We start from the raw sequence: 25,283 nt of genomic DNA, 5'->3' as shown, positions 1-25,283 counted from the left end.
AGCGGAGAGATCAGAGTTGTGCGGCGAGGCAGCTCACTTTTTCGCGACGACGCTTTCCCACTTGGTCTGGTTCACCTTGAGGTCGGGGTGCGACACGAAGAGATGCCAGACGACGGCTTGGAAGGCCTCGGAGTGCGGGGTGATGTTATTGGCGTTGACGGTCGGGACGATGACGCAGGCATCGGCCTGAGTGGCGGTGTAGCCGCCGTCCTTGCCGAGGATGCCGATGACGCGTGCACCGACCTGCTTCGCGAGCTGGATGGCGGAGATGAAGCCCGGCGAGACGTTCTTCTCGAGGTTGCCGCCGCCGACGGAGAGGACGAAGAGGCAGTCCTTGCTGTTGAGCTTCGAGCCGCGGAGCCACTCGACAAACACGCTGGCCCAACCTTCGTCGTTGGTGCGGGCGGTGAGTTCGGAGACGTTGTCGGTCGGGGCGTAGCACTCGATGCCCGCAATCTTGCGGAAATCGTTCACCGCGTGCGAAGCATTGGCGGCGCTGCCGCCGACGCCGAGGATGAACAGGCGGCCGCCGCGGGCGCGCACGGCCACGAGCTCGGCGACGCATTTCTCGCAATCGACCGGGTTGAGCTTGGAGACAATTTCAGCGGTCTCCTTGAGGTGCTGAACAGAATAGGACATGGAGCGATACAGGTGTTGGTTGAGGGGGGAGTGAAGTCGAATATTCGACGAAAACTGTGTCGAGTGGATAGCGGGTGCCGGGATCACGCTTGTCGCCGAATGCTCACGACGTCCCTCCGGCACGCAGCAAGCGGTCGAGTTCCTGCAGGCCGGTGTGCGAGCCGATTTCGTAGAAGCGCTGTTTCATCTCATAGCCGGCGAGTTCGCCGCGGTGCACGAGGTCGGTTTGCACCGCGGCGAGGTCGACGACGGCGTCGCGCGGGTAGCCATCGAAGGCCGCGGCGCGGAAGAGGCTCAGGCCGTAGTCGATATGGCGCATCTGCGGGACTTTTTCTTTTTTAGAATAGAGGCGGATGCGGCCGTCTTCCCACCAGACGTTGCTGGCATCGTAGGCTTCCCGGTTTTCGAAAACGGTCATCAGGCCGAGCTTGCCGGAATCGAGGAACGACTGGCCGACGGCGCGGTAGTCGACGGGCAGGTAGGAGTCGCCGTAGAGCACGTAGAACGCGTCGCCGAGCTTGGGAAGGGCGCGGATGAGCGCGCCGCCGGTGCCCATCAGTTTCTCGCCATCGAACGAGTAATCGAGCTGCATGCCCCACTTCGAGCCGTCGCCGTATTCCTCGACGATTTTCTCGCCGAGGTAGCCGACACAGAGCACGACGCGTGTGAGCCCCTGGCTCTTGAGGAGGCGAATTTGGTGCGAGAAAAACGGCTCGCCCGCGACCTCGACGAGGAGCTTAGGCACCTTTTCGGTGATGGGGCGGAGCCGGGTGGCGAGGCCACCGGCGAGGAGGGCGACGGGGAGATCCTGTGGTTTCATGCGGCCTTAGAAGGCGACGTAGATGAAAGGTTCGATGGGCAGCGAAATGCGGTAAAGCAAGTAATGCAGGAACAGCCCGAGCGCCGCACCGAGGAGAAAAAGGCCGAGCAGGCGACGCGCGGAAGGGCGCGGCGGCTCCGAGCGCGGAACGGGAGCGGGCGGAGGCGTGGGATGGGACGCGGCGCTCATGGTTTTTTCTGGGCGAGACTGCGAATTTCTCGCGCAACGAGTTCGGCGAGTTTGTCGCCGCCGGAAGGCGTGAGGTGCGTGCGGTCGTGGAAGTCCTCCACGGCGAAATCCGTGCCGTAGATCGCACTGGCGATACCGTGTTCGCGCCAGAGCGCGGCGTAGGCGGCGAACACGGCGTCGTCGCGCGCGCGTTCGGCGGCGGTGAGGTGCGTGCGGTGGTAGGGCGAACTTTGGCTCAGGAGCATCAGCATCCGGGGGCGTAGCGAGGGAGGGAAGGTCTTCTCAAGGTCGTCGCCGGCGGAGGCGAGGCGCGTGGTGTCGACGCTCCAGCCGCCGTTCGGCGTGGGCGTGGCTAGCGGCGCGGTGACGCTGCGGACGATTTCCATCTCGCGCACGAGATTCGGCCCGAAGCGTTCGGCGACGGGCGGAGGCGGGGTTTCGTCGTCGGGAAATGCATCGCGCGCGCGCCACGAGGAGGTGCCGGTCACGCGATTCCAGACGGTGAATGCGTAGCGGTAGGCGACGTGTTGCCAGAGCGCCTGGAAATGAAACCACCGATCAAGCGCGGCACCGCGCATCTCTTCTTCGCGTTCGCGGCGTGTGTTGTCGGGCAGCGAGGCGAGGCGGAAGGAGAGGTCTTTTTCTCGCAAAGGCCAATCGTGCAGCGCGCCGCGGGCGCGCGCGGCCCAGAAGAAGTGACGGTAAAAACCTTCGAAAGCACGCACGACGCCGCCGGGCGACGTGTTGGCGATGTAGACGACAGGCACGTCGCGGCGGAGTAACGACTCGGCGACGAGGGCGCCTGCCTCGCTGGGGAAAGCGCCGCGGAACGACAGGTTGACGACCACGAAATTGGGGCCGAGCAACTCCTGCAGGCGCAGGCTCCAGAGGCGGTCCTCGGGCTGGCCGACGCCGTTGAGCACGGAGTTGCCACCGACGATGACGAGCGTCTTGCCGGGCTGCCAGTGGGCGAGGGCGAGATTCTCCAGCGACGCGAACGTCGGGTAGAAGAGCGACTCCGGGCTGATGAACGGATGAAAGCGCCGGAAGCGATCCGGTTTGCTGTAGCCTTCGGCGGCTGCGCCGAGGAACACGGCGAGCGCGAAGCCGGCGAGGAGGCCGGCGAGCAGAGCGAGTGTCGGGAGCCGGCTGCGCACGATCAGGCGACAGTGCGCATCGCGCGGCGCTTGGCAATGCAGGCGCGCCGCGCGTGGGACGGAATCGCGCGCTCAGTTTTGCGCGACAACCTTGCTGCCCTCGAAGTCGAAGCGGAAGCGGACCTCCTGCAGGCCCTTCTCGCGCATCGCGTGGCGCAGCTTGGTCTTGTCGGCCGCGTAGAACATGAGGAAGCCACCGCCGCCGGCGCCGATGAGTTTGCCGCCGAGCGCGCCGTGGGCCATCGCGTAGTCATACCACTCGTTGATGTGCGCGTTCGACATGCCGGAGCTGCGGGCCTTCTTGCGCTGCCAGTGGACATCCATGAGGCGGGCGAACTCCTCGAGATTGCCCGTCTCGAGGCACTCGAGCGACTTGTAGCCGAGCTCCTTCGTGAAGTGCAGGTTGTCGAGCATCGCCTTGTCGTTCTGCTTGGACTTGTCGTTCTGGTCCTTGAGGATCGCGGAGGCGGAGCGCGAGTAGCCGGTGAAGAAGAGGAGGAGGTTGTCCTCGAGATTGTAGAGCGTCTCCTCGGAGATGTTGCAGGGGCGGTATTCGACGCGGCCGTCCTTATGGAACGTGAAAGCGGTGATGCCGCCGATGGCCGCGATATATTGATCCTGCTTGCCGATGGGTTCGCCGAGTTTGTTGAGTTCGATGTCGCAGGCCTGTTCGGCCAGTTCGGCAGGCGAGACGATGTTTTTCTTGTAGGTGTGGAGCGCCTTCAGCAGCGCGGTCGTGAAGCTGCCGGAGGAGCCGAGACCGGTGCCGCCGGGGATGTCGGCCATCGAGGTGAGCTCGATGTGCGGATCGGTCACGCCGGTGAGCTTCAGCGCCTCGCGGACGATCGGGTGCTCGACCTGATCGACGGACTGCACGCGCTCGAGCTTCGAATATTTGACGATGATGTCCTGCTGAAACGTGCGGTGCTTCGTGATGTAGACGTATTTGTCGATCGCCGCAGCGACGAGGAAGCCGGTGTGCTCGCGGTAGTAGGACGGCAAATCAGTGCCGCCGCCGCCAAGGGAAATGCGCAGGGGGGAACGCGTGATGATCATGTTGCGGGCAAGAAATCGGATTACAGGAGGGCGGGAAGTGGAAAAGAAGTGGGCGGTCGGCTAGTAACGGTGCTACGGGCGCGGATAACCGCTGCTGCGGTAGATCGTTTCCACGATTTCCAGCGTGCGGATGCCTTCAGCCAAGCCCGGCTGCGGCTGGCGGCCGAGCCGGATGTCTTCGATGAACGCGGCCGTTTCGAGCGCCCACGAATCGTCGGTGTGGCCCGCGTAGTTGGAGATCTGGGCTTCGGGGCGTTGGCCGAGTTTCTCCGCCGGCATCGGATAATAGGTGAGCGTCTCGTTGCCGTAGCTGCCACCGAGGCCTTCGATGATGATCTTGCCGGTGCGACCATAGAGCTCGAGCGAGAACATGTTTTTCCACTCCGTGCAGCTGGCGTGCAGCCAAGCGGTTTGATCAGCCCCGGTGCGGAGCGAGATGAAGGCGTTGTCGTCAACCTTCATGTCCCAGAAATTGGTCGTGGCGTGCCCCTCGATGCGGGTGAACTCGCCGAGGAACCAGCCGGCGAGGTCGATCAAATGCACGCCTTGGTCGATCAGTTCGCCGCCGCCGGAGAGCGCGGGGTTGGCGCGCCATTCGCGGTCGTAGCCGTGCCGTCCGCCATGGCCGTAGCGACCGCGCAGGAACATCATCGGTCCGAGCGCGCCGGCTTCGAAGAGTTCGCGTGCCTTGCGCAGGGCGGGGTGGAAGCGGTGGTTGTAGCCGATGCGGACCTTCGCGCCGGTCCTCTCGGCGGCGGTTTGGATCTCGCGGAGTTGGGCGGCGTTGAGCGCTCCGGGTTTTTCGACGAGCACGTGTTTGCCGGCGCGGACGGCGTCGAGGGTGATGGGCGCGAGGGCGCTGTTGAGCGTGGCGACGACGACGGCGTCGACCTGCGGATCGGCGAGGACGGCCTTGTAGTCGGTGATGCCCCGGCATCCCGGCGTGAGCGCGGCGAGATCGGCCGCGCGGGCGGCGTCGAGGTCGCAGGTATAGAGAATCGGGTGGGGCTTGAGGCCGTTGACGCGTTTGCGGCCGATGAGACCGCAACCGATCACCGCGAAGCGCAAAGGGTTTTGCGACTTGTCACACATAGAGGGTGCAGTTTCTCAGCGCGTGTGCGATGGGCAAGCTAGAGTTTCAGTCGACACGCGCGTCACCGTTCGCATCGCGGGCTGTATGAGGTGTTCGGGAGCGCCGATCGCATTGTGCCCGGCACCCATGCAGCGCGTTTCGCGGCGGGTTACGAGGATGGGCTGGCCGCGTCGCGGGGAGGGCGCTGCGGTGAACGGCTTGCCGTGGGGTGCGCGTTAAGGAGCAACGCGGTGGAAACTCACCCAGCGAACCGACTGGCCATCGATCATTCACGTCGCCCGCGACCGGCGCGGCGCCCCTGTCTACGGCGGCTTGACGGCTCGTGTTTCGTGGCGCCGCGGGGAGGTTTTGCGCTTGTGGCGGGAGTGAAAACGCGCGCTTTTTTTCGTCCTGCGCGTGTGTAAACTTTCCCCCCAGATCCCTGAGGTTCGCGCCGGCCGCCTTTGGTTGGAGCGTGCGTTGACCGTCGCGGTGTTGCTGGCGGTGCTGGCATTCTATCAATGGACGATCGATCCGTCCGGAAAATTGCCAGCGTTTGATCGCGGCGGCAGCGATCACTACAACTTGCTCTTGCGCGGCTGGCTGAAGGGACAACTCGCGATGGACGTCGCGCCGGACCCGGTGCTCGATGCGATGGCCAATCCCTACGACCCGACGCAGCGCGGTGCGCACGGGGTGCACGACGCCTCGTATTTCCGAGGCAAGCACTACCTTTACTTCGGCGCCGCGCCGGCGCTGCTGCTGCACTGGCCGGGGCACGCTCTCACCGGCAATTTCGTCACGCCGCGCTATGCGGTGCTGTTCTTCGCCGGGTGCGGCTGGATCGTTGCGGCGTGGCTGTGGCGTGCGATTTGCCGCCGCGCCGGCGCGCGCGGGGCGATCTACTGGCTTGGCCTGCTCGCGATCGGCGCGGGGAATTTCGTGGTGCCGTTCCTGCGCCGACCGGACGTGTGGGAAATCGCGATCGCGTGTGCCCACGCGTTGTTCATGACGACGCTCGCGTGCACGTGGCGCGCACTGGATTCGCCGCGGCGCGCGGGGTGGTTCGCCGGCGCCGGGCTCGCGCTCGGTCTCGCGATCGCGTCGCGCCCGGTGTATCTCGCGGCGGGTTTCGTGATGCTGGCGCCGTTGTGGCGTGCGGCACAGGAGGCGGGGTGGGGCAATTTCTGGCGGCGCGCGACGTGGTGGCGGCTGTTCGCGGCCGGGCTGGCGCCGCTGCTCGTCGTGGGTGCGCTGATGGCGTGGCACAATTACGCGCGTTTCGGCAACCCGTTCGAGTCGGGCCACACTTACCAACTCGCGGGCATGGAGGACCACACGAAGCAGTCGGCGTTCGGCGGCGCGTTCATCCTCTATAATCTTCGTCTCTACCTGCTGACCCTGCCGCAGTTCACCGCGTATTTCCCGTTCCTGACGGTGGCGAATGTGCCGCCGGCACCCGCGGGCTACATCGGCACCGAGGACGTGCAAGGCGTGCTGCTCGGCGCGCCGTGGGCGCTGCTCGGTCTCGCGCTGCTCGTGCCGCGCTGGCGCCCGCGCGGCGTGGCGGGCGTGTGGACGGCGATGCTCGCGCTGTCCGGCGCGGGGGCGTTGCTCGTGCTGTCGACCTTCGGCGGCTCGACGAATCGCTACATCGTGGACTTTTTTCCGGCATGGATCCTCGTCGGCAGCATCGGGGCGCTCGGGCTCACTGGTGCGTTCGCCGGCGACGTGCGGCGGTGGATGGTGGCCGTTTGCGCAGCGCTTGCGCTGTGGTCGGCGGCGTTCAACGCGATGATGAGCGCGCAGCACAACCGGCTGTTCGAAGTGCTGTTCCCGGTGGAATTCGAGCGCGTCGCGCGCGGAGCGAACTGGTTGCCGTGGACGTTCGAGCGCGTGCGCGGCGTCGACTACGGGCCGCTGGAACTACGGGTCGTATTTCCGGAAACGCATCTAGGTGACGTCGAGTGCCTTGTTGCGACGGGGCGCCATTTCCTCGCCGACTATCTTTACGTGCAGCGCGTCGAAGGGCATCGCATTCGCTTCGGTTTCGAGCACACGGCCTACGGTGGCGGCATCGGGCCGTTCGTCGATTACCTGCCCGGGCGCGAGAATGTCATCCAGATCGAGATGGGTTCGCTGTATCCGCCGGCGTCGCATCCGCTTTTCCGCGGGATGACGCCTGATCAGATTGCGCGGCGAAAGAACCAGGTGCGGGTGCTCGTGAACGGCAAGGAGGCGCTCGCGCTGCGTGAGGCGAGCTGTTTCGAGGCGACGGAGTTTGCGCCGTCGCTCGGCACGAGCGGTCCGCTGCGGCCGGCCTTCAAGGGCGATTTCTCCGGCCGCATCGTCGCGCAACGCCGCGTGCCACTCACCGCGGAATCGCTCGCGCGCGAGGAGACCGGCCCGCTCCGCCTCATCGTGGAGCTCCCCGGCTGGACCGGCCCCGGCAGTCTCCCGCTCGTGTGCTCGGGGCGCACCGGCGCGGGCGATTTGATTTTCCTCCAGCGCGTCGCGGAGAATCGCATCGTGATCGGGCACGATCACTGGGGCTCGGGGGCCATCGAATCCGAGCTAATAGACGTGGTTCCCGGTGAGCACCTCGATTTCTGGATCAGCGCACCACCGCTCCGGCGCGACGGCAGCACGAGCGGGCTCGTGGTGAAGCTCAACGGTCGCACGCTGCTCGACGCGCCCCGGGATTTTCACCCCCCCGCCGGCCCGGCGCGCATCGGGGTGAACTCCATCGGCGCCTCCACCTCCTCTCCGCGGTTTTCCGGCCGGATCGTCTCCGCCACCCGCGAGTGAAACGCGGCGGGAATTGCGTTGTCAGCGCCTGAGCGCTCCCGCTTCTTGGACGCTGCGTTGATGAAGTTGCCGCGTGAATCCCTGCTGCGCCTCCTCCGTTTCGGGACGGTGGGCGTGACCGTCATGTTTTTTTTCATGGCGCTGAACTGGGCGTTTGGCCGCGTGCTCGCGCCGCAACTGGCCTTCCTCGCGGCCTATCCGCCGGCGCTGCTGCTCCACTACCTGCTTAACAAGCGCTGGACCTTCGCCGACGCGACGCCGACGGATAGCCGCAAGGTCGCCGATTACCTGCACACGGTGCTCGTCACCTTCCTGATCCAGTGGCCGGTTTTCACGCTCGCACAGACCGTGTTCGGCTGCCCCGCATGGTTCGCAGCGGGCGTGGCCAACCTCACGCAGATGACCGCCAGCTTCCTGCTGCTGCAATGGCGCGTCTTCCATCCGGACGCCGCCAAACGCGAACTCACCGCGCGCGACGCTTGGGGTCGCCTGCTCGGACTCGTCGTCACGCTCGCGCTGAGCGCGTTGCTGCTCTGGACCGTGCTCGGAAAATGGGAATTTCCGCGCCTCGGTGGCGAGCAAGGCGATTACTACAACCGCCTCCTCCGCGGCTTCCAGCACGGCACGCTCGCACTCGATCTGCCGGTGCCGCCGCGGCTCGCGCAACTCGCCACGCCCTGGGACCCGACGCAGCGCCCGGCCGATCTGTTCGTGCCGCCCGACGTCAGCTACGCGAACGGCAAATTCTATCTCTACTTCGGCGTGGCGCCGGTGGTGACGCTACTCGCGCCGTTCAAGCTGCTCACCGGACAGGAGCTGCCGTTCCCGTATGCGCTCGCGACGTTCGTGCTCGCGGCGTTCTGGATGCTCGCGGCGCTCTGGTTGCGCGTCGTTCGCGATCAATTTCCCCGCGCGAGCCTCCTGACCCGCATCGGCGGCCTCGTGGTGCTGGGACTCTGCGGCGGGCTGCTCGTGCTGGCGCGACGCGCGAATTTTTGGGAACTGCCCATCGCCGCCGGCCAGTTCTATCTCTCGGCCTTCGTCGCGTGCTCCTACGCGGCGTTGCGCGCGCCGCGTCCGTCGCGCTGGCTCGCGCTCGCCGGCTTGTGCCTCGGCCTCGCGGTCGGTTGCCGTCCCACGCTCGTCGTCGCGGGCGCCGGTCTTGCCGTGCTCGTGCTGGCGCTGACCGCGCGCGCCGCCCGGCGTGACGGCGCGGGGTGGCTGCCGACCTTCGTGCGGCACTGCCTCTGGGCCGGGGTGCCGCTCGCGCTGTGCGTGGCGGCGCTGCTCGCCTACAACCAGGCGCGTTTCGGCAATCCGCTCGAGTTCGGCCTGAATTACCAGCTCACGTCCGTTTACGAAGCGAAGGCGCGACACTTCAGCCTCAGCTACGTGCCCTTCAACCTCCGCGCATATTTCTGGGTGGTGCCGGAGGTGAACCGCTATTTCCCGTTTCTCTCCCAACCGGAACTGCCCACGCCGCCGGCCGGCTACTACTCGGCGGAATTCGTCTACGGCTTGTTCTGGGTTTGTCCGGTGCTGCTGCTCGTCGCGCTGACTGGCAGGCAACTCGCGCGGCGGCGCGACGACTGGCCGGCGGACGCCGCGGTGCTCGTCGGCGTGTGCGGCGCAATGGCGCTCGTGACGACCGCGTTGATGCTCTGCTTCAACACCGCCGTCTCGCGCTACGAAGCGGATTTCCTTCCGTGGTGGCTGTTGTGCGGCCTCGTAGGCTTCGCCGCATGGGAGCAACGCGCGGCCAAACCCGGCCTCGGTCGCGCGCTCTTCGCCGTCGCCGCGGGCGTGTCGGGCCTCGCGGCGTTTCTCGGTAGCAGCGCGCTCCACGGCATGCTGCTGGATCGCAATCCCGAAGCGTATCGCGCGCTCGGCCGGGCCTTCAATACACCGATCGCGTGGTGGGAAAAGCTCACCGGCCAATCCACAGGCCCGGTCGAGATGGAAGTCTATTTCTCGATCCGCCCCGGCAAGGGTCGCGAGCCGCTGCTCGCGCTCGGCCGCCATGTGCCGGGCAGCGCGATGTTCTACGTCGAGCACCTCGACGACGACCGCGTGAAATTCAGCTTCGAGTCCGCGCGGCAGGAGTTGATCGAAACCGAGCCCATCGCGCTTCCGCGCGGTCGTCCGCACCGGGTGCGCCTCGAGACGGGCGCGCTGTATCCGCCGGCGGAGCATCCGCTCTTCGCTGATCGGTCGCCGCTCGAAATCGCGAGCGTCAAGGACTGGGTGCGCATCGCCGTTGATGGCCGCATGCTGCTCGATCGCGCGGCGGGCGCGCCGGAGATTCCGCCCGATGCAGTCGCTGCCGGCGCGGATCGCCGCAGCGGACGCGATGCGGTTTTCTCGGGTGTGATCGATCGCGTGACGCGCACCGGCTTGCCGCCGCCGCTCGTGGATACGGGGGCGGGCGGGGATGTTTCGCTCGCGGTGAAACTACCGGCGCCCGGCGTGGCGTGGACTACGGCGTTCGCGGTGCCGGCGAATGAGGTCGGTCTCGCTCAGCCGCTGGTGACCGTTGGCGAGAGCGGGCGCTCCGATCTGCTCGCCGTCGCGCCGGCCGAGGAGAGCTTCAAGTTTTTCTACGAACGCTGGGGTGCCGGCCTGGTCGAGAGCCCGATCTTCCCGCTCGGTGCGGAGCGCGCGCTGGCGCTGCGCGTGCGGCTCGGCTCGTTGCTGGCGATCGCGCCCGGCTCGCCCCTAGTCGCATTGCGGCGCACGCTTGCGGTGTGGCAGGACGGGAAACCGATTTGGTGGCTTCGCACGGAGCCGCCGCCGGCGGATGCGGGCGTCGTTCGCGTCGCGCGCAACGCCATCGGTTCGAACGCGGCGGCCACGCTCTTCCGCGGACGCATCGGCGATTGGCGGCGTGAGCCGGCGCCCGCCGCGTGGCGCGCGGGCCCCTTCGCGGGCGTCGAACTCACCCTCGGTGGACGTGGCGTTGGCACACAGCCGCTGGTGGCGACCGGCAAGGCCGGCGCGGCGAACACGCTCGCGATCGACTGGTCGCGTCCGGGTGTCGCGCGGTTGCTCTACGATCACTGGGGTTACTCGGCGACGAGCGGGCCGGAGTTTGCCTGGGCGGACGGCGAAGCACATGCGCTCGCGATCGAGCTGCCCGCGTTCCCCACGCTCGGCGGGAATGGCGCGGCACAGAAGGGGCCGTTGCGCGTGCGTGTTGACGGCCGCGTGGTGTGGGAGACGGAGGTGTCGTTTTATCCTGCAGCCAGCGAGACGTTGGTGCTCGGCGAAAATCGCGCGGGCTCGTCCGTGGCTGCGCCGGAGTTGACGAGCGTGCTGCTCGACGTGCGGCAGGTGCCGCTCGGCAACGAGAAACCATGAGCGGTTCGACGGTGCAGACTCGGCCTCTCGTCCGCTGGCGGGGCGCGGCAGCAGTCGCGGCGACGGTGGCGCTCGTCGCATGGTTTTACTGGTGGACGGTGCTGACGACGGCGGAAGACGTGCGCATCGACGGACCGAAGCGCGATTACTACAACCTGCTCGTCGATGGTTTCCAGCAAGGCCATCTCTGGATGGATGCGAAGCCGGACCCGGAACTGCTCAAGCTCCCGCCCGAGCAGCGGCCGGGTCGCGCGCCGTATCTGCTCGATGCGAGTCTCTACCGCGACCGCTATTACCTGTATTTCGGCGTCGCGCCGGTTGTGCTGCTGTTCTGGCCGTTCGCGGCGCTGACGGGAAATGACCTGCCGGTGGCGGTGGCGGCGCTCGTGCTCGCGCTCGCTGCGCTTGCGGTCTCTCTGCTCTGGTGGCGCGAGATGCGCCGGCGCTTTTTCCCGGCGCTCGGACGGAGTTGGGACATGCTCGCTGTGCTCGCGCTGGGTCTTTGCACGGTGATGCCGTCGACGCTGCGGCGTCCGCTCTTTTACGAAGTCGCCATCACGGCGGGCTGGGTGTTCGGGGCGCTGATGCTCTGGGCGCTCGCGCGCGCGGCGCGGAGTCCGCGGCCGGCACGCTGGCTCGTCGCGGCTGGCATCGCATGCGGCCTCGCGATCGGCTCGCGCGCGAATCTCGCGCCGGTCGCGCTGCTCGCGCTCACGCTCGGTGCGTGGCTCACCGCCCGTGTGCAAGGCGGCGGGATGCGGCGCGCGGTGGCGTGCGTGGCGTTCGCGGCGGCCGGCGCGGCGCCGATCGGTGCTGGGTTGGCGGGCTACAACTACGCGCGCTTCGGCAGCGTGCTGGAATTCGGCCACAGCTATCAACTCGGCCTGAATCCGCAGCGGATGTTTCGCGGCACGAATCTCGCGCACAACATACCGCTCTACTATTTCGCGCCGCCGCAGCTGAGCGTCTACTTCCCGTTCTTGGCGCCGGCGGAGGAGCCGCCGAAGCCGGTGGACTACATTGGTCGTGAGCATGTGCATGGTGAGTTCGCCTGGGTGCTGGTCGCCGCGCTCGCCGCGGTGTCGGCACTCGCGGCGCGGCGCTGGCGCGCGCTGGGCGAGTTCGCGTTGGCTGCGCTGCCGGTCGCCGTGTGGTTCGGCGGCAATCTGCTCGTGACGAGCCTGACGGGCGTGCGCGCGAATCGTTACATGCTGGATTTCCATCCGGCGCTGGTGTGGCTCACGCTTGGGGTGTGCGGGCTGGCGTTCGTCGAGCGGCGCACGGCGTTGCGGGTGCTCGCGGCGGGCAGCGGGCTCTTCGTCCTCGGTGCGGCGCTTTTCAACGTGCTCGCGAGCATGCAGGTGCATGGGTTCTTCGCCACGACCGATCAGGCCCGCTATCGCGAGACGGCTTCGCGCGCGGACGCATTTGTCGCCCGGCTCGCTCCGGGACTATTCAAGAACGTCGGCGACCAGACGGCGGAGTTGCAGTGGCCCGCGGAAGGGGCGGGTGGACGGCATCCGCTGCTGTCGGCCGGCGCGACAGGTTTCGACGACGGCGTGTGGGTCGACTTCGACGGCGGGCGTCGCGCGCGTTTTGTCTACCAGCACTGGGAATACGGCACGGCCGCCGGCGAGTGGTTCGATTTCCAGCCCGGCGCACGCAGCCGCGTGCGAGTGACGGGGGCCTTCCTCCTGCCGCCGGTGCGTCACGCGTGGTATGGCGCGCGCACCGCTGATGAGCGCGCGGTGCTCAAGCGCCGGTTGCGCATCGCGGTCGACGGGCAGTTGCGGTTTGAACGCGACGTGCCGAGCCACGACACCTCGCCGACGCAGGTGCGGTGGGGAAGCTGGCGGATCGGTCGTTCGCCGGACGCGGTTTTTCCAGGGCGCATTCTCGCCCCGGGCTCGACGCCGCTAGATGACAGCTGGGTGGCGGCGCGGCTGGCGCGCGCGGGGACAATCCGCCTCTCGCTGACGTTGCCGCGCGATCGTTTCGGACTGGCAGAGCCGCTGGTCGTCACCGGCGGCTATCCGCGCTGTGACATGCTGTATGTGATATTTACGCGGCCCGGGTTTGTGCGGCTGGTGCATGATCGATTTTCCGCCGGCGATGAGCAGTCGGAGGAATTTGCCGTCGACTACCAGCAACCGCAGTTCGTCGAGGTGGAACTGCCGTTCGCTCGAGATCCCCTTGGTTGGACGGAGGGCGACCGCATCGAACTCGCCGACGGTGCGCCGCCGCGAGTGCGCTGGAACGGCCGCGAAGTGCTCGTTCTCGGCAAGGGCGCGCACCCATCGACCCCGGCGGAAATCGTGCTCGGCGCGAACCTCGTGCAGGCCTCCGGTGCGCGACGCTCGTTCGCCGGCGAAATGCTTGAAGGCATGCGGTTGCGTCCGCTCCACACGGCCGCGAGCGGGGCGCTCGATGCGCCGGCGTTCACGGCCGCAACGTTCCGTGGCACGCGCGGCACGATCATCGCGTGGCGCCGCGGCGACGGGTCGCGCGCAGCGATCGTATGGCGGCGCGATACGCCCGCGGCGGCGCCGCGGCTTGGCTGGGCTGATGAGGACCGCGTGGTGTGGAGCGGGCAAACCCTCGACGCCAGCGGCGCAGCTTTGCATGTGGAGTTACCGCAAGCACGCCTCGCCGCCGACGAGAAGGGCCGCGGGCTTCTCGAGGTGGAGCAGGGCGGCAAGATCGTGCTAACGGCGCTGACCGATTTCTTCACGGCGGCTCCGGCCGAGGCGCGGGCGCTCGAGGGCGAATGGCGCGGCACGGCGCTGCGGCAGTCAGCGGAGGCTGCCCATGCACCGACATTGCCCGGCCGCGTGCGTCTGAGGTTCAGCGTGCCCGAGGATGGATTTCTCCGCAGCCAACCGCTCCTGCTGGCCGGCAAAGCGGGGGCGGCCGATTCGGTCTATCTGCGTCCGGTGGGAGGAGGGCGCTACGTCGCGGGCATCGACCACTGGGGCTACGGCGGCGCCGAGAGCGCGCCATTCGCGCTGCCGCCCGGCGTGCACACGGTCGTCATGGAGCTGGCCACGTTGTTGCCCGGCGGCGCACGGCAAGGTGTGCGCGTCTGGGTGAACGATGCGCTGGTGCTCAACGAACCCAACCAAGCGCTGCATCCGGTGCAGCCGGCGGACGTGGTGTTCGCCCGCAATCCTGCCGGCATGTCGACCAGCGGCGAGAAATTCGAAGGCACGCTCTACTCGGTGCGCACCGACGTGCCGACGCCGCAATGAGCACGACGGCGGCGAAATCTCGCTCGACGGCGAGCGCGGTGGCCGCGTCTCGGCGTCCGGCGCCATGGCTGTTGGCGGCAGTGGCGCTGGTGCTGTTCTCCTATGGGGCGATCACGTGGCGCGTGACGAACGGCCGTCTGATCGGCCGTGAACCAGCGGCCTATTACGAGCTGCTTACCGAAGCCGTCGTGCATGGGCGCACGTCGTTGAGCCTCGAGCCGGATCCGCGCCTGGCGCAGCTTGCGAATCCGTGGGCGGGGCCGCAGGGCATCCCGCGCGCGCACGACGCGACCTACTTTGGAGGAAAATACTACCTCTACTTCGGCGTCGCGCCGGTGGTGCTCGTGCTCGCGCCGTGGCGGATCGTCACGGGCACTTACCTGACGGATTCGGCGGCGATTCTGGTGTTCATCGCATTCGGCTATCTGCTCGGCCTGCGCTTCGTGCTCCGCGCCGCGCGCGAGAGTGGTGCGACGCTCGGCGATCGCGCCGCGGCGGGCGTGGCGCTGGCGCTGGGGTGGGGCGCGTTTCTGCACTACAACCTCGCGGGTGCGCAATTTTATCAGGTGCCGATCGCGTGCGCGTTTGCGTGCACGATGGCGGCGGCCAACGCGCTGCTCGCGGCGTGGCGGCGCGAGGGACGCGGCGCGGTGGCGGCGTGGCTGGCGGGCGGAAGTTTTTTCGCCGGCGCCGCCGTGGGCGCGCGGCCGAATTTTCTTTTCGTGCTGCCCGTGTTCGGCGTCGCGGGTGCGGCGCTGGCGTGGCGGCGGCAACGTGCCGGTGAGCGTCGCGCCGCGCTGATATTGCTCGGCGCGACGGTGGGGCCGGCGGCGCTCGTGGGCGCGGCGCTCGCGGGCTACAACTACGCGCGCTTCGGCGATCCGCTTGAGTTTGGGTTGAGCTATCAATTCGCCGCGATCGACATGAGGCATTTCAAGCTCTTCGGCCCGGAGTTTTTTGCGCGATGTTTCGACGCCTATCTACTCTCGCCTGCGCGTTACTCGATCTATTACCCATTCGTCGGCCTGCGCGAGGAGACGTTCGGCCTGCTCACGTGGGCGCCGGCGGCGCTGATGGCGCTGGGGGCGCCGTGGTTCGCGTGGAGTCGCCGCGCGGAGTCCGGCTCGTCGGCGACCGGGGCAGCCACTCTCTTCGCGGCGGCGGCGGGGGTGACGACGCTCGGAACGCTGTTGCTCTACTCTTACCAACTCGAGCGCTACGAACTGGATTTTCTCGGTCCGCTGATGGTTGCGGCGTGGGTGGTCGCGCTCCTCGCGTGGCCGACCGCGCGCATGCTCGGGCGCATCGTGATCGGGTTGTCGCTCGCCTGGACCGCGTTGCATTCGATGGCTTTTACGCTGCCGCCCGCAGACACTACACGGTGGGCGCATGTGGCGAATCTCGTGCCGGCCGCGGCGGAGCGTGTGCTGAGTTGGAAACACGGTCCGCTCGAACTAACGGTCACAATGGCGGATTGCGCGGTCGGCGCGCAGCAGCCGCTGTTCGCGACGGCCGAGGGACGCGACGCAGTGTTCTTGCAGCGCACGGGCGGGGCGACCTTCCGCGTGGGCTTCGCGCACCGCGGATTTCCGGGCGTCTACGGAGATGCATTCGAGGCCCGGCCCGGCGAGCGGCGGAAGTTTGTCGTGGATCTCGGCGGCCTGTATCCCCCGGCGGAACATCCGTTTTTCGACGGGTGGAGCGCGGCGGAGGTCGCCGTGCTGCGGCGGCGCGTGAGTGTGCGTTGCGATGGCCGCGAGGTGCTGCGCGCGGAATCGGTTTTTCACGGTTCGAGCCGGCTCGATTGGGAGTTCGGGACGGCGAGCGGGCTCGATTGGATCGAGCGGCGGTTCAGCGGGCGCATCGAGAGCTGGCGCGTGCTGCCGTTCGATCGCGCGAGTGTGACGGCGGGGCTCGGCAGCGGGCCGGTGCGCCTGAGGCTACGCTTTCCGTCGTTCGTGAACATGGTCGGCGAGCCACTGATCAGCACGGGGCGCAGCGGTGCGGGCGATCTGGTTTACGTCTTCTACGTCGCGCCCGGGCGCGTGCGGTTCGCTCATGACTCATGGAGCAGCGGCTTGCTCGAGTCGGACGTGGTTTCGTTCGATCCGCTCGAGGAGCAAGTGGTCGACGTCGATTTCGGCGGGCTGCATCCCGTGGCGGCGCCGGGTGTGCGGACGCTCGGGGAGTTCCGATTGGGTTTCAACGGTCGCGAAGTGCTGCGTGCGGCCCGGCACTATCATCCGGCGTTGGCGAGCGAGGTGGCATTCGGCTACAACGCCATCCGCGCGAGCACGGCGGATGTGCGCTTCCGCGGCGAGCGGTTGGCGGCGGAGCGGTTGTCCGCATGGCCGGAGCCGCCGGCCGATTTCGGCCCGATTGCGCTGACGTTGCGCTGGCCGGAGAAGCTGCCGATCGGACGCGCGGAGCCGTTGCTCGTGACCGGACGGACCGGCGCGGCGGATGTGATTTGGGTGCGCTATGTGGACGCGACGCATGCGGTGATCGGCTACGACTGCTGGGGTCGCGGCGGACCGCAGACTCCGCCGCTGGCGATTGAGCCGGCTGGCGTGGCGACGGTCCAGATCGCGCTGGGCAATCTGTTCACTCCGCGGGCAGCGGCCTGGAGCGCGCTCACGCCGGAAGCACGCGCGCGGGCCGCCGAACTCTTGCGCGTGCGGGTCGATGGCCGTGTCGTCCTCGATGTGCCGGCGGCGCCGCACCCGACGGCGCCGGCAGAGATAAAGACTGGGCGCAACGACATTGGCGCATCGTCGTGTGCGGCGGTTTTCAGCGGAGAAATCCTGCGGGTGCAGCGGGTTGATCCCGCAGTGGGTGGTTGACCGAAGGAATTGGTTGCGTAGCTCCGGAGCGCTCCTTTCGCTCGGACCTTTCCATGCTGAAGTCCCCCCGTCGTGTTCTGGTCGTAGGCGCCGGCCCGGCCGGCCTCACCGCTGCCTACGAAGCGCAGAGGGAGGGTTGGAGCGCGGTCGTGCTCGAGAAGGATCCGGAGTATGTCGGCGGCATTTCGCGCACGGTGCGCAGCGGCGGGTATCGCTTCGACATCGGCGGACACCGGTTCTTCAGCAAGTCGCCGGAGGTCACTCGCTGGTGGAAAGAGCGGCTGCCGGACGATTTCATCCAGGTGCAGCGCATGTCGCGCATCTACTATCGCGGGCGTTATTTCGATTACCCGCTGCGGCCGTGGAACGCGCTCTCGAATCTTGGCGTCTTCACGAGTATGGCGTGCGTGGTCAGCTACGCTTGGGCGCGGGTGTTCCCGCGCGAACCTGAGGTGTCGTTCGAGGACTGGGTCTCGAATCGCTTTGGCCGGCGACTCTTCAATATTTTCTTCAAAACCTACACGGAGAAAGTCTGGGGCATCCCGACCAGCCAGTTGAGCGCCGACTGGGCCGCGCAGCGCATCAAGGGCCTCTCGCTCTCGCGCGCGATCCTGAACGCTTTCCGTGGTGCGCCGAAGAAGTCCGGCGAGGTCATCAAGACGCTCATCGACACCTTCGACTACCCGCGCTTCGGTCCGGGGCAGATGTGGGAAAAGACGGCGGCCGACATCCGCGCGCTCGGCGGCGAGGTGCGGCTCGGCTGGCGCGTGGAGCGCATTCGCCACGCGAACGGGCGCGTCACCGCGCTCGAGGCGGTGCGCGCGGACGGCGGGCGGGAGACGTTCGAGGCCGACGCGTTCATCCTCTCGATGCCACTGCGCGAAACCGCGCTGGCGTTCGATCCGCCGCTGCCGGCCGCGGCGCAGCAGGTGGCGCGGGCGTTGAGCTATCGCGATTTTCTCACCGTGGCGCTCGTGGTTGAGGGCGAGAATCCGTTTCCGGACAACTGGATCTACATCCATGAACCGGGCGTGAAGCTGGGGCGCATCCAGAATTTCAAGAACTGGAGCGAGGCGATGATCGGTCGGGCAGGCACGACGTGCCTCGGGTTGGAGTATTTCTGTTTCGAGGGCGACGGCCTGTGGTCGATGAGCGATGCCGACCTCATTGCGCTCGGCACACGCGAACTCGAGCAACTCGGCCTCGCTCGCGCCGCGCAGGTGCGCGAGGGCAGTGTGGTGCGCGTGGAGAAGGCTTACCCGGTTTACGATCCTGGCTATCAGGCGAACGTCGACGCGATCCGCGCTGCGCTCGCGCCGTTTTCCAACCTGCAGGTGATCGGCCGCAACGGCATGCACAAATACAACAACCAGGACCACTCGATGATGACGGCGATGCTGGCCGTGAAAAATCTCGAGGGTGGCGCGTTCAATCTCTGGAACGTCAACACCGACGCGGAATACCACGAGGAAGTCCGCTCGGGTGAAGACGGCAATGCGGGTCGCGCGGTGCCGCGGCGCGTGGGCGAATGACGCCTCAGAACTTCTTGCCGCGCTCTTCCGGCACGATGCGGCGCAAGGTGTAGATGTCCGACGCGGCGAGTTCCACGGCCTTCGTGTGCAGCGTCTCCCAAGGGTCCCATGGTGCGCTGAGCAGGCGGCCGGTGATGCCGTCGGATTGTTCGGAGAGCAGGTATTCGACGAGATCGAGCGCGCGGGCGAGCGAGGATCCGCCGGTTTGCTTCTGCTTCAGCGCCGCGGCGTATTCGGCCGCGCCGACGATCGCGGGGCCCTTGGCGATGACCTCGTCGGTGAGGCGAGTGTTGATGGCGCCCGGCGCGATGGCGTTGATGTCGTAGGGCTGGCCGCGCATTTCCTCGGCGATGGTTTCGACCAGGCGGACGACGCCGGTTTTGGCCACGCCGTAGGCGGAGAAATTGAGACGTGACTTCGTGGCGCCGCCGCCGGAGAAGCACACGACTTTGGCGCGGCGCGCGGTGCGGGCGAGGAGCGGCTGGCTGGCGCGCAGCGTGTAGAACGTGCCGTCGAGATTCGCGCGCACGGTGGCGCTCCACCCGAGCGGGTCGGCGCTGAGCGCCGGGCCGATCTCGCCCTGCACGCCCGCGCAGGCGATGACGGCATCGAGCGAGGCGGTCTGCGCGTGCACCTCGGCGCACGCGCGCTCGACCTGGGCCCACTCGCCCACGTCGCAGCGGATGGCATGGAACTTCGGCCCGATCGATTCCTGCGCCGAGCGGGCGAGGCCCCAGACTTCGTGGCCGTGCTGGACGAGGCGCTCGGCGAGAGCGCGGCCTATGCCGGAGCTGGAGCCCGTGAGAAGGATTTTCATGGGAGGAAAATTGGAGGCGAACCGCGCCGCGTGCTCAACGCTGTTGTGCCGGGGCGGCGAGCGTGATGCCGCGGCGACAGTAGAGCACGACCTTGCGACCGAAGAGTTCGTAGTCGGCCGCGCGTTCCAGCTCGCGCGCGGCGATCACCGTGAGTTGCGGGTGCAGGCGTCGCATCTGCTCGTCGTAAGGCCATTGGCTGCGCGATCCGCTCTCGGTCAGAAAGACGAAATCGCTCTCGCGCAGGCGTCGCACGATGACGTCGTCGGCCTCGGCGGCGATACCAGTCGGGAGTTTCATTTCAAACTGCACCCAGCGGCGGTGGCGCTCGTAGCAGACGACGCGGAGGATCTGTGCGTCGAGGTAATCGGTGATTTCGTCGGTGGCGATATTGGGGCGATTGAGGCCGGCGCAGCGCGAGGCCTCGTAGAGCTGGTCGGCGATGGTGGCCGCGCGGCGTGCGTCGGCGGCGAAGCCGGGATCGTTGGCGCCGGCGCGCAGCGCGAGCATGAATGAGGTGCCGCCAAACAGCAGCGCGGCCCCCGCTGCGACCGCCAGCGCGCGCGGGCCGGGGGCGGCCCAGCGCACGAGACCGAGCAGTGCGAGCACGGCACCGGGGTTCAGGATGCCGAGCACGACTTCCGATTTTTGAGAATGGAAAACGAGCACGACCGCGGGCGCGAAGAAGAGGAGGGCACCCAGCCCGAGCCACTCGCGCGCGATGGCGGCGGGCGCGGCGTCGGCTTTGCGCGGCAGCAGGCGCACCGCGGCGGCGAAAGCCGCGAGTCCCAGCGCGGCGAGACCGAAGCTGGCGCGCGCGTGCCAGTCCGCCCAATGGCCGAAGACGAACCGCACGGAATCAAGGAGACCGAGGTGCGGCGAGCGCAGCGCGCTTTCGGGGCCGATGAAGTGGCCGACGACGTAGTAGTTCCAGACCCAGTCGCGGTTGATCCAGAAGATCGGTGCGGCGAGCGCGGCTGCGAGGGCGGCGGAGAAGAGCAGATGGGCGAGCCGCGTGCGGCGATCCGGCTGGCGCACCAGCCAGACGAACAGCCCGACGAAGACGAGCACGAGATACGTGCCCGTAAGAAACCGCGTGAGCAGGGCCAGCGCGCAGGCGGCGCCGAAGGCGAGCGACCCGCGGCGCGAACGGAAGCCGTCGCTCGCTAGCAGCGCCGCGCTGAGCACGCCAAAGGCGCACACCGCGAGATGGTCGAGGCGGAAGTCGATCGCGGTGCCCGGTCGCACGAGCCACGGTCCCGCCAGCGCGAGCGGCAGTGCGGCGGCGAGCACCGTGAACGCGAGCGAGCGCGAACGACGCCACACGGCGAGCGCAAGGGCAGCTTGCCACGCGACGAACGCCAGCATGTTCAAGGCGAGTGCGGCGCTGCGCGACGGGCCGGCGAAGAGGAAAATGGTGATCGCGCCGAAGTCATGAAGCGTGCCTTGGGCAGACGGGTTGACGAGCGCGTCCCACAGGCCGCGCGCGACACCGACTTCGCGCAGGTGTTCGTAACCGGTGTAGGCTTCGGTGAGGTATTGGATCTGGTCGTTCCAGCGCGGGTAGACCCACGCGTGGTGCTGCGAGGTGGCGCGATCGAACGCGAGGAATTCTCCCAGCAAGGCGCCGGCGACGAGCAGCCCGACCAGCCACAGGCGGACGCGGGCGGGCGCGGCGTTCAGCGTTTCACCCATGGGGCGGCGATGGTGGTGTCGATCTCGGGCACGTCGCCTTGGTGCGCGACCGGCAGGAGAATGGGACGAAGATCGACCTTCTGGTAGGCCCGCTCGACGTTGTCGGTGAACTTGGCCTCGTAGCTGATCACCGTGCCGGCGCGGCGGCTTTGCTCGCGCCGCACGGAGGTGATGAGGAAACGCGTGCCGCGCGGGATGACATCGAGGATGCGGACGCCGGACTGTTCTCTGCCGCGCGCAGTGGCGGTGGCGGTCTCGGGCAGGGCAGCGACGCGCGTGCGGGCGTCGCGGTGATTCGTGCCGAGGAGAGGGAAGCCGCTGGTGGGGTGCTCGCGATCGGCGAAGACGAAGCAATCCTGCTGGAGGATGTATTCGCGTCCGGGGACGACATCGTAGGGCGCGAGGCCGTTGACGTAGGAGATTTTCGTCGTGTTGACCTGAAACCAGATGAACCAGCCCACGAGGGCGGCGCCGACGATCGCGATGAGCCACTTCATGCCGGTAGCGAAGGCCAAGCTCGGGCGGTTGGCGAATTGAAACTCACTGCGCGCGAGGCGCGAAGAGGCGGTCGAGGAGGCGCTTCAGCTCGACCGAAAGCAGCAATGTGACCACGAGGGCGACGACCATGCCCAGCGCGAGCGTGGGCGGTGTGGGTTGGCTGACGTGAAACCAGCGAATTTGCAGGATTGTATTGTAGTCGCGGAGCAGCGGTTGGTGGATCAGGAAAATTTCGAGCGAATGGGCGCCGAGGAAGGCGAGCGTGCGCTGCACGGGCGCGGCCGCACTTGCGGGCAGGGCGGGACGCAGCCAGAGCGTGTAGGCGGCAATTAGGGCGAGCCCCGCCACCGCGGTGTGAAACACGATGCCCTGCGTGTAGGGCACGTAGACGAGGATGAAAAACGCGGCGCCGAGGGTGGCGTTGGCATCGAGCGTGAGTCGTCCGTCGCGCAGCAGGCGACCGAGCAGGATGCCGAGCACGAAGCCGGGCAGACGGAGGCCCAGATGCGCGAACATCGCGGATTGTCCGGAGAAGAAGAAGGCGAACGAAACCGCCACCGCGACGAGCGCGCCGGCCAGCAGCAGCGACTCGCTGGAACGCAGGCGACGGAACCACAAGTAGAGCAGGTAGAGGGAGACGATGAGCGTGATGAACCAGAACGAATCGTTCACGGAGAGGCCGAGACCGTCGCCAAACCACGCGTGGACACCGAGCGCGTGCAAGGCGAGGTTGATCGGGGAAGCCGGTTGTTCGAGGACCACCGCATTTGCGACGGCGTAGGCGGCGAGCACGATCCAATAAGCGGGAGCAATGCGGCGCAGCCGGCGCGCGAGAAATTTTCCCGCTGGTTCGTCCCCGTGGCTGCCGAGCGCGAGGCCGGCACCGCTGAGGATCACGAAGATGTCGACGCCGAGATCGCCGTGAAGGAAATTCTGCCAGACGAGAACGCCTCCGGCATGGTAAAGCACAACGAGGAGAATCGCGAGGCCCTTGAGTTCGTCGAAGGCTGCGATGCGACCGGCGCGAGGGCCGCCGGGGACGGTGAGGGTGAGTTGCATGGGGTGCAGCGCTCGCGCTCCAGCGGCGCCGGCGAAATGTTTTCCGAATCCGTCGCAGCGGGTCAATCCCGCGCGGGCGCTCAGTGGTTGGCGCGGCGCACGGCGGCGGAGGCCTCCGCAGGCGTGAGCGCGAGACGTTCGAAGCGACCGTCGAAGAATTCCGGCGTGGTGCTGAAACCGGCCGAGTTCAGACCGAGCGTAATCTGAGAGAACGAGGCGAGGTGGAGATTGAGATCGAAGCGGGCCAGCTCGCGGTCCGACGAGAGCACAACGAGTTGGCGGGCGAAGGCGCCGGAAGCGCCGTGCACGAGCGGGCCGATCACGATGTCGAGCTGGGTGCGGCCGGGGGGCAGATCGATTTCGGGGCCGGCGAGCAGCCCGCGGCTCCACTCGTCGACGGCAAGACGCCAGCGTTTCTCGCCCACCGGCTGAAGCAGCAGCAACGATCCGGCGCCGGTGGTGCCACTCGCGAGGAGAGGCTGCGGGGCGCGGGAGCCTTCCGGTTGTTCAAAGGCGATGCGGATCACGCCTTCGGGGCCCGTGGCCATCGGTGGCATGTTGAGAGGCTGCCAGGTGACGCGTTCGATGGTGCCGGAAAACTTCGGCGAGTAGGCGTTGTAGGTTTTCCAGTTGGTGCCGAATTGGCGGTCCCACGGCGCGGCTTCGAAGAAGGTCATCACGCTGTCGAGCACGACCTGATCGTCGAGGATGACGCGCACGCGGTTCTTGTGCGCGCGCACGGCGGTGGCGTCGAATTGCCGGTTGAAGGGATCGTCGAGCGGCGGGAGCAGGCTGCCCATCTCGATCTTCACCCGGTAAGGACGGTTCGGCTCGTAGGCGAGGAGGGTGGAACGAGGTCCGCCGTAGCCGTTGTGGTCGGCGATGAATTCGAGGTAGCCGTTGGGGTGCTGCGCGACGTAGACGGCATCCGTGTAGAGCGGCACACCGGTGGTCAGCAGTGGCTCCACGACGGCGTGCTGCGTCGGCGCGAAGCGCACGGTGAGCTCGGGCCAGCCGGCACGCGCGAGTCCGAGAGTTTGCCAAGTCGACCAACTGGGGTTCAGCCAGGTGCTGAGTTGTTTGAACTCTTCGCGTCGCGTGTTGCGGAAGTGATCGAATTGCTGGATGGCGCAGAGCAAGTTGACTCCCGCGACGGTGATCGCGCCGAGGAGCGTGACGGTGCGCCACAGGCGGCCGAGGCCCGGTGCAGGAGTTTGCGCCAGCATGCCGACCGCGAGGATCGCGAGCAGCGTGGCGGGAAATTGAAAGTCGACGAGGTAGCGATTCGCACGGATACCGAAGCTCATCAGACACGCGGCGGAGATTAGCCCCGCAGCGGCGATGACGATCGCGGGGCGGCGCGCCTCGCGCAGCACCGGGAGTTTCGCACGCACGGCGAAAAATGCGCCGGCGATCCAGAGTGCGAACAGCGTGAAGGCGAGTTGGCCGTGGATCGCCTCGATGCCGTGGTAGCCTGGCGGACGAAAGCTGCCGTTGAGCGGGTAGGTGAAGGGAAAGTAGGGCAGGAACGACGGTGGGTTGAGGTAATACCAACGGAAGTTGGGCCAGAGAAAATCGAGGCCGATGGCGCGCTCGCCGGTCGTGAAGAAGACGTTTTCTCCGTAGTTGAAGCCGAACTCGGTGATGCTGCGGAAGCGGACGTAATTGTAGATCGCGAGACCCGCGCCGAGGGCGGCGGCGGGCAGGATCGTGGTGGCGGCGAGTGCGACGCCGCGCTGGCGCGTCCGCGGACCCTCCCGCCACGCCCACCACGCCACGAGCGCGAGGAGGGGCGCGAGCAGCACGAGATTGGGATGGCCCGACACAGCCAAGCCGACGGCCACGCTGCCCGCCAGGAGCCAAGGGAGCGCACGGGTCGGAGCGCGCAGCGCCTGTGTGATCGCAAGTGCGAAGCCGGCCAAGCATGCGTAGCCGAGCGAGAGCGGCAGCTCGTAGAACATCGATCGCCGCACGAGGAACAGCGTGCCGGTGCCGAAGGCAAGGAGCACGACGGCGCTGCAATCGGTGAGCGCGCCCGCGGCGGGAAACCAAGCGAGCTTGGCGCGCCGATACCAAGCGAGGCTGAGCAGGAAGCCGATGGCGGTGAACGCCACCGTCGCGACGTTGAGCGAGAGATCGTGGCCGGTGAGTGCGGAGTAGGGCCAGAGGAGAAGCGCGGCCGGGCCGACGCCGTAGAACAGATAATAGTGCCCTTCGAAGAGCGAGGCATCGAGCGCGCGGGGAGCTCGCTCGCGCACCGCTGGGTCTGGACTCAAGCGGTCGGGGTGGACCGGGAGGTTGAGGTAGGTGTGGCCCGACTGAAAACCGTCGACGAGCAGGTTGTAGTAATCCGTCTGCTGTCCGCGGAATTGGTAGCTCGTGCGGAACTGGTCGGTGTTCTTGCCGAGCCAGACGAAGACGGCGATGGCCGCCAGCACGAGGCAGCGCGCGCTCCAAGGCAGACGGGCGGGCGAGCTCGGGGCGGCCATCCGAAC

16 protein-coding genes are annotated in these 25,283 nt (G+C 67.4%); 5 read left to right on the top strand and 11 right to left on the bottom strand.

From position 1 onward, the window contains the following. Positions 1 to 33 precede the first annotated feature (33 nt). From HZA32_18875 to HZA32_18850, 6 genes are all read right to left on the bottom strand, one after another. Positions 34 to 639, bottom strand: a complete 606-nt coding sequence (locus HZA32_18875) for an SIS domain-containing protein (protein ID MBI5426142.1) — start codon at positions 637 to 639, stop codon at positions 34 to 36. A 103-nt stretch (positions 640 to 742) separates the two neighbouring features. Continuing rightward, positions 743 to 1,459: a nucleotidyltransferase family protein gene (locus HZA32_18870; GenBank protein ID MBI5426141.1), complete on the bottom strand. Its 717-nt coding sequence runs from the start codon at positions 1,457 to 1,459 to the stop codon at positions 743 to 745. A gap of 6 nt (positions 1,460 to 1,465) precedes the next feature. Further along, complete coding sequence (locus HZA32_18865) at positions 1,466 to 1,648, bottom strand: hypothetical protein (GenBank protein MBI5426140.1); 183 nt, start codon at positions 1,646 to 1,648, stop codon at positions 1,466 to 1,468. After that, on the bottom strand, positions 1,645 to 2,805 hold the full coding sequence (locus tag HZA32_18860; GenBank protein MBI5426139.1) for a hypothetical protein: 1,161 nt from the start codon (positions 2,803 to 2,805) through the stop codon (positions 1,645 to 1,647). The genes HZA32_18865 and HZA32_18860 overlap by 4 nt, the downstream gene beginning before the upstream one ends. 72 nt (positions 2,806 to 2,877) lie before the next feature. After that, on the bottom strand, positions 2,878 to 3,861 hold the full coding sequence (locus HZA32_18855; GenBank protein MBI5426138.1) for a galactokinase: 984 nt from the start codon (positions 3,859 to 3,861) through the stop codon (positions 2,878 to 2,880). Positions 3,862 to 3,933: 72 nt separating this feature from the next. Continuing rightward, a complete protein-coding gene (locus tag HZA32_18850; GenBank protein MBI5426137.1) occupies positions 3,934 to 4,929 on the bottom strand; it encodes a Gfo/Idh/MocA family oxidoreductase in 996 nt (331 codons plus the stop codon). Between the two features lie 421 nt (positions 4,930 to 5,350). Here HZA32_18850 and HZA32_18845 point away from each other — a divergent pair, with 421 nt between their 5' ends. From HZA32_18845 to HZA32_18825, 5 genes are all read left to right on the top strand, one after another. Next, the gene (locus tag HZA32_18845) at positions 5,351 to 7,741 is read left to right on the top strand and encodes a hypothetical protein (GenBank protein MBI5426136.1); all 2,391 of its coding nucleotides are present in this window, start codon (positions 5,351 to 5,353) and stop codon (positions 7,739 to 7,741) included. A 60-nt stretch (positions 7,742 to 7,801) separates the two neighbouring features. After that, positions 7,802 to 11,098, top strand: a complete 3,297-nt coding sequence (locus HZA32_18840; GenBank protein ID MBI5426135.1) for a GtrA family protein — start codon at positions 7,802 to 7,804, stop codon at positions 11,096 to 11,098. Then, on the top strand, positions 11,095 to 14,346 hold the full coding sequence (locus HZA32_18835; GenBank protein ID MBI5426134.1) for a hypothetical protein: 3,252 nt from the start codon (positions 11,095 to 11,097) through the stop codon (positions 14,344 to 14,346). Before HZA32_18840 ends, HZA32_18835 begins: the two co-directional genes overlap by 4 nt. 89 nt (positions 14,347 to 14,435) lie before the next feature. Then, on the top strand, positions 14,436 to 17,189 hold the full coding sequence (locus tag HZA32_18830; GenBank protein ID MBI5426133.1) for a hypothetical protein: 2,754 nt from the start codon (positions 14,436 to 14,438) through the stop codon (positions 17,187 to 17,189). A gap of 53 nt (positions 17,190 to 17,242) precedes the next feature. Beyond that, the gene (locus HZA32_18825) at positions 17,243 to 18,721 is read left to right on the top strand and encodes an NAD(P)/FAD-dependent oxidoreductase (protein ID MBI5426132.1); all 1,479 of its coding nucleotides are present in this window, start codon (positions 17,243 to 17,245) and stop codon (positions 18,719 to 18,721) included. Positions 18,722 to 18,725: 4 nt separating this feature from the next. Here HZA32_18825 and HZA32_18820 read toward each other — a convergent pair whose 3' ends face one another. From HZA32_18820 to HZA32_18800, 5 genes are all read right to left on the bottom strand, one after another. After that, complete coding sequence (locus HZA32_18820) at positions 18,726 to 19,538, bottom strand: SDR family oxidoreductase (GenBank protein ID MBI5426131.1); 813 nt, start codon at positions 19,536 to 19,538, stop codon at positions 18,726 to 18,728. Positions 19,539 to 19,572: 34 nt separating this feature from the next. Then, positions 19,573 to 21,231, bottom strand: a complete 1,659-nt coding sequence (locus HZA32_18815) for a hypothetical protein (protein ID MBI5426130.1) — start codon at positions 21,229 to 21,231, stop codon at positions 19,573 to 19,575. After that, complete coding sequence (locus HZA32_18810; GenBank protein MBI5426129.1) at positions 21,216 to 21,728, bottom strand: hypothetical protein; 513 nt, start codon at positions 21,726 to 21,728, stop codon at positions 21,216 to 21,218. Before HZA32_18810 ends, HZA32_18815 begins: the two co-directional genes overlap by 16 nt. Before the next feature lie 43 nt (positions 21,729 to 21,771). Next, on the bottom strand, positions 21,772 to 22,788 hold the full coding sequence (locus HZA32_18805) for an acyltransferase (protein ID MBI5426128.1): 1,017 nt from the start codon (positions 22,786 to 22,788) through the stop codon (positions 21,772 to 21,774). Positions 22,789 to 22,868: 80 nt separating this feature from the next. Continuing rightward, positions 22,869 to 25,277 (bottom strand): hypothetical protein, encoded by a 2,409-nt coding sequence (locus HZA32_18800; protein MBI5426127.1) that lies wholly within the window; start codon positions 25,275 to 25,277, stop codon positions 22,869 to 22,871. Between the last annotated feature and the right edge of the window lie 6 nt (positions 25,278 to 25,283).

This window comes from Opitutia bacterium (genome assembly GCA_016217545.1).
Classification (GTDB): Bacteria; Verrucomicrobiota; Verrucomicrobiia; order Opitutales; family Opitutaceae; genus Didemnitutus.
The sequence above is the reverse complement of the archived record's forward strand: the minus strand, read 5'-3'. Positions and strand labels throughout refer to the sequence as shown.

Bases quoted from the DNA above. Each gene is read 5' to 3' on its own strand.
- HZA32_18875 (MBI5426142.1), bottom strand. From the start codon at position 639: ATGTCCTATTCTGTTCAGCACCTCAAGGAGACCGCTGAAATTGTCTCC.
- HZA32_18870 (MBI5426141.1), bottom strand. From the start codon at position 1,459: ATGAAACCACAGGATCTCCCCGTCGCCCTCCTCGCCGGTGGCCTCGCC.
- HZA32_18865 (MBI5426140.1), bottom strand. From the start codon at position 1,648: ATGAGCGCCGCGTCCCATCCCACGCCTCCGCCCGCTCCCGTTCCGCGC.
- HZA32_18855 (MBI5426138.1), bottom strand. From the start codon at position 3,861: ATGATCATCACGCGTTCCCCCCTGCGCATTTCCCTTGGCGGCGGCGGC.
- HZA32_18840 (MBI5426135.1), top strand. From the start codon at position 7,802: ATGAAGTTGCCGCGTGAATCCCTGCTGCGCCTCCTCCGTTTCGGGACG.
- HZA32_18835 (MBI5426134.1), top strand. From the start codon at position 11,095: ATGAGCGGTTCGACGGTGCAGACTCGGCCTCTCGTCCGCTGGCGGGGC.
- HZA32_18825 (MBI5426132.1), top strand. From the start codon at position 17,243: ATGCTGAAGTCCCCCCGTCGTGTTCTGGTCGTAGGCGCCGGCCCGGCC.
- HZA32_18820 (MBI5426131.1), bottom strand. From the start codon at position 19,538: ATGAAAATCCTTCTCACGGGCTCCAGCTCCGGCATAGGCCGCGCTCTC.
- HZA32_18815 (MBI5426130.1), bottom strand. From the start codon at position 21,231: ATGGGTGAAACGCTGAACGCCGCGCCCGCCCGCGTCCGCCTGTGGCTG.
- HZA32_18810 (MBI5426129.1), bottom strand. From the start codon at position 21,728: ATGAAGTGGCTCATCGCGATCGTCGGCGCCGCCCTCGTGGGCTGGTTC.
- HZA32_18805 (MBI5426128.1), bottom strand. From the start codon at position 22,788: ATGCAACTCACCCTCACCGTCCCCGGCGGCCCTCGCGCCGGTCGCATC.
- HZA32_18800 (MBI5426127.1), bottom strand. From the start codon at position 25,277: ATGGCCGCCCCGAGCTCGCCCGCCCGTCTGCCTTGGAGCGCGCGCTGC.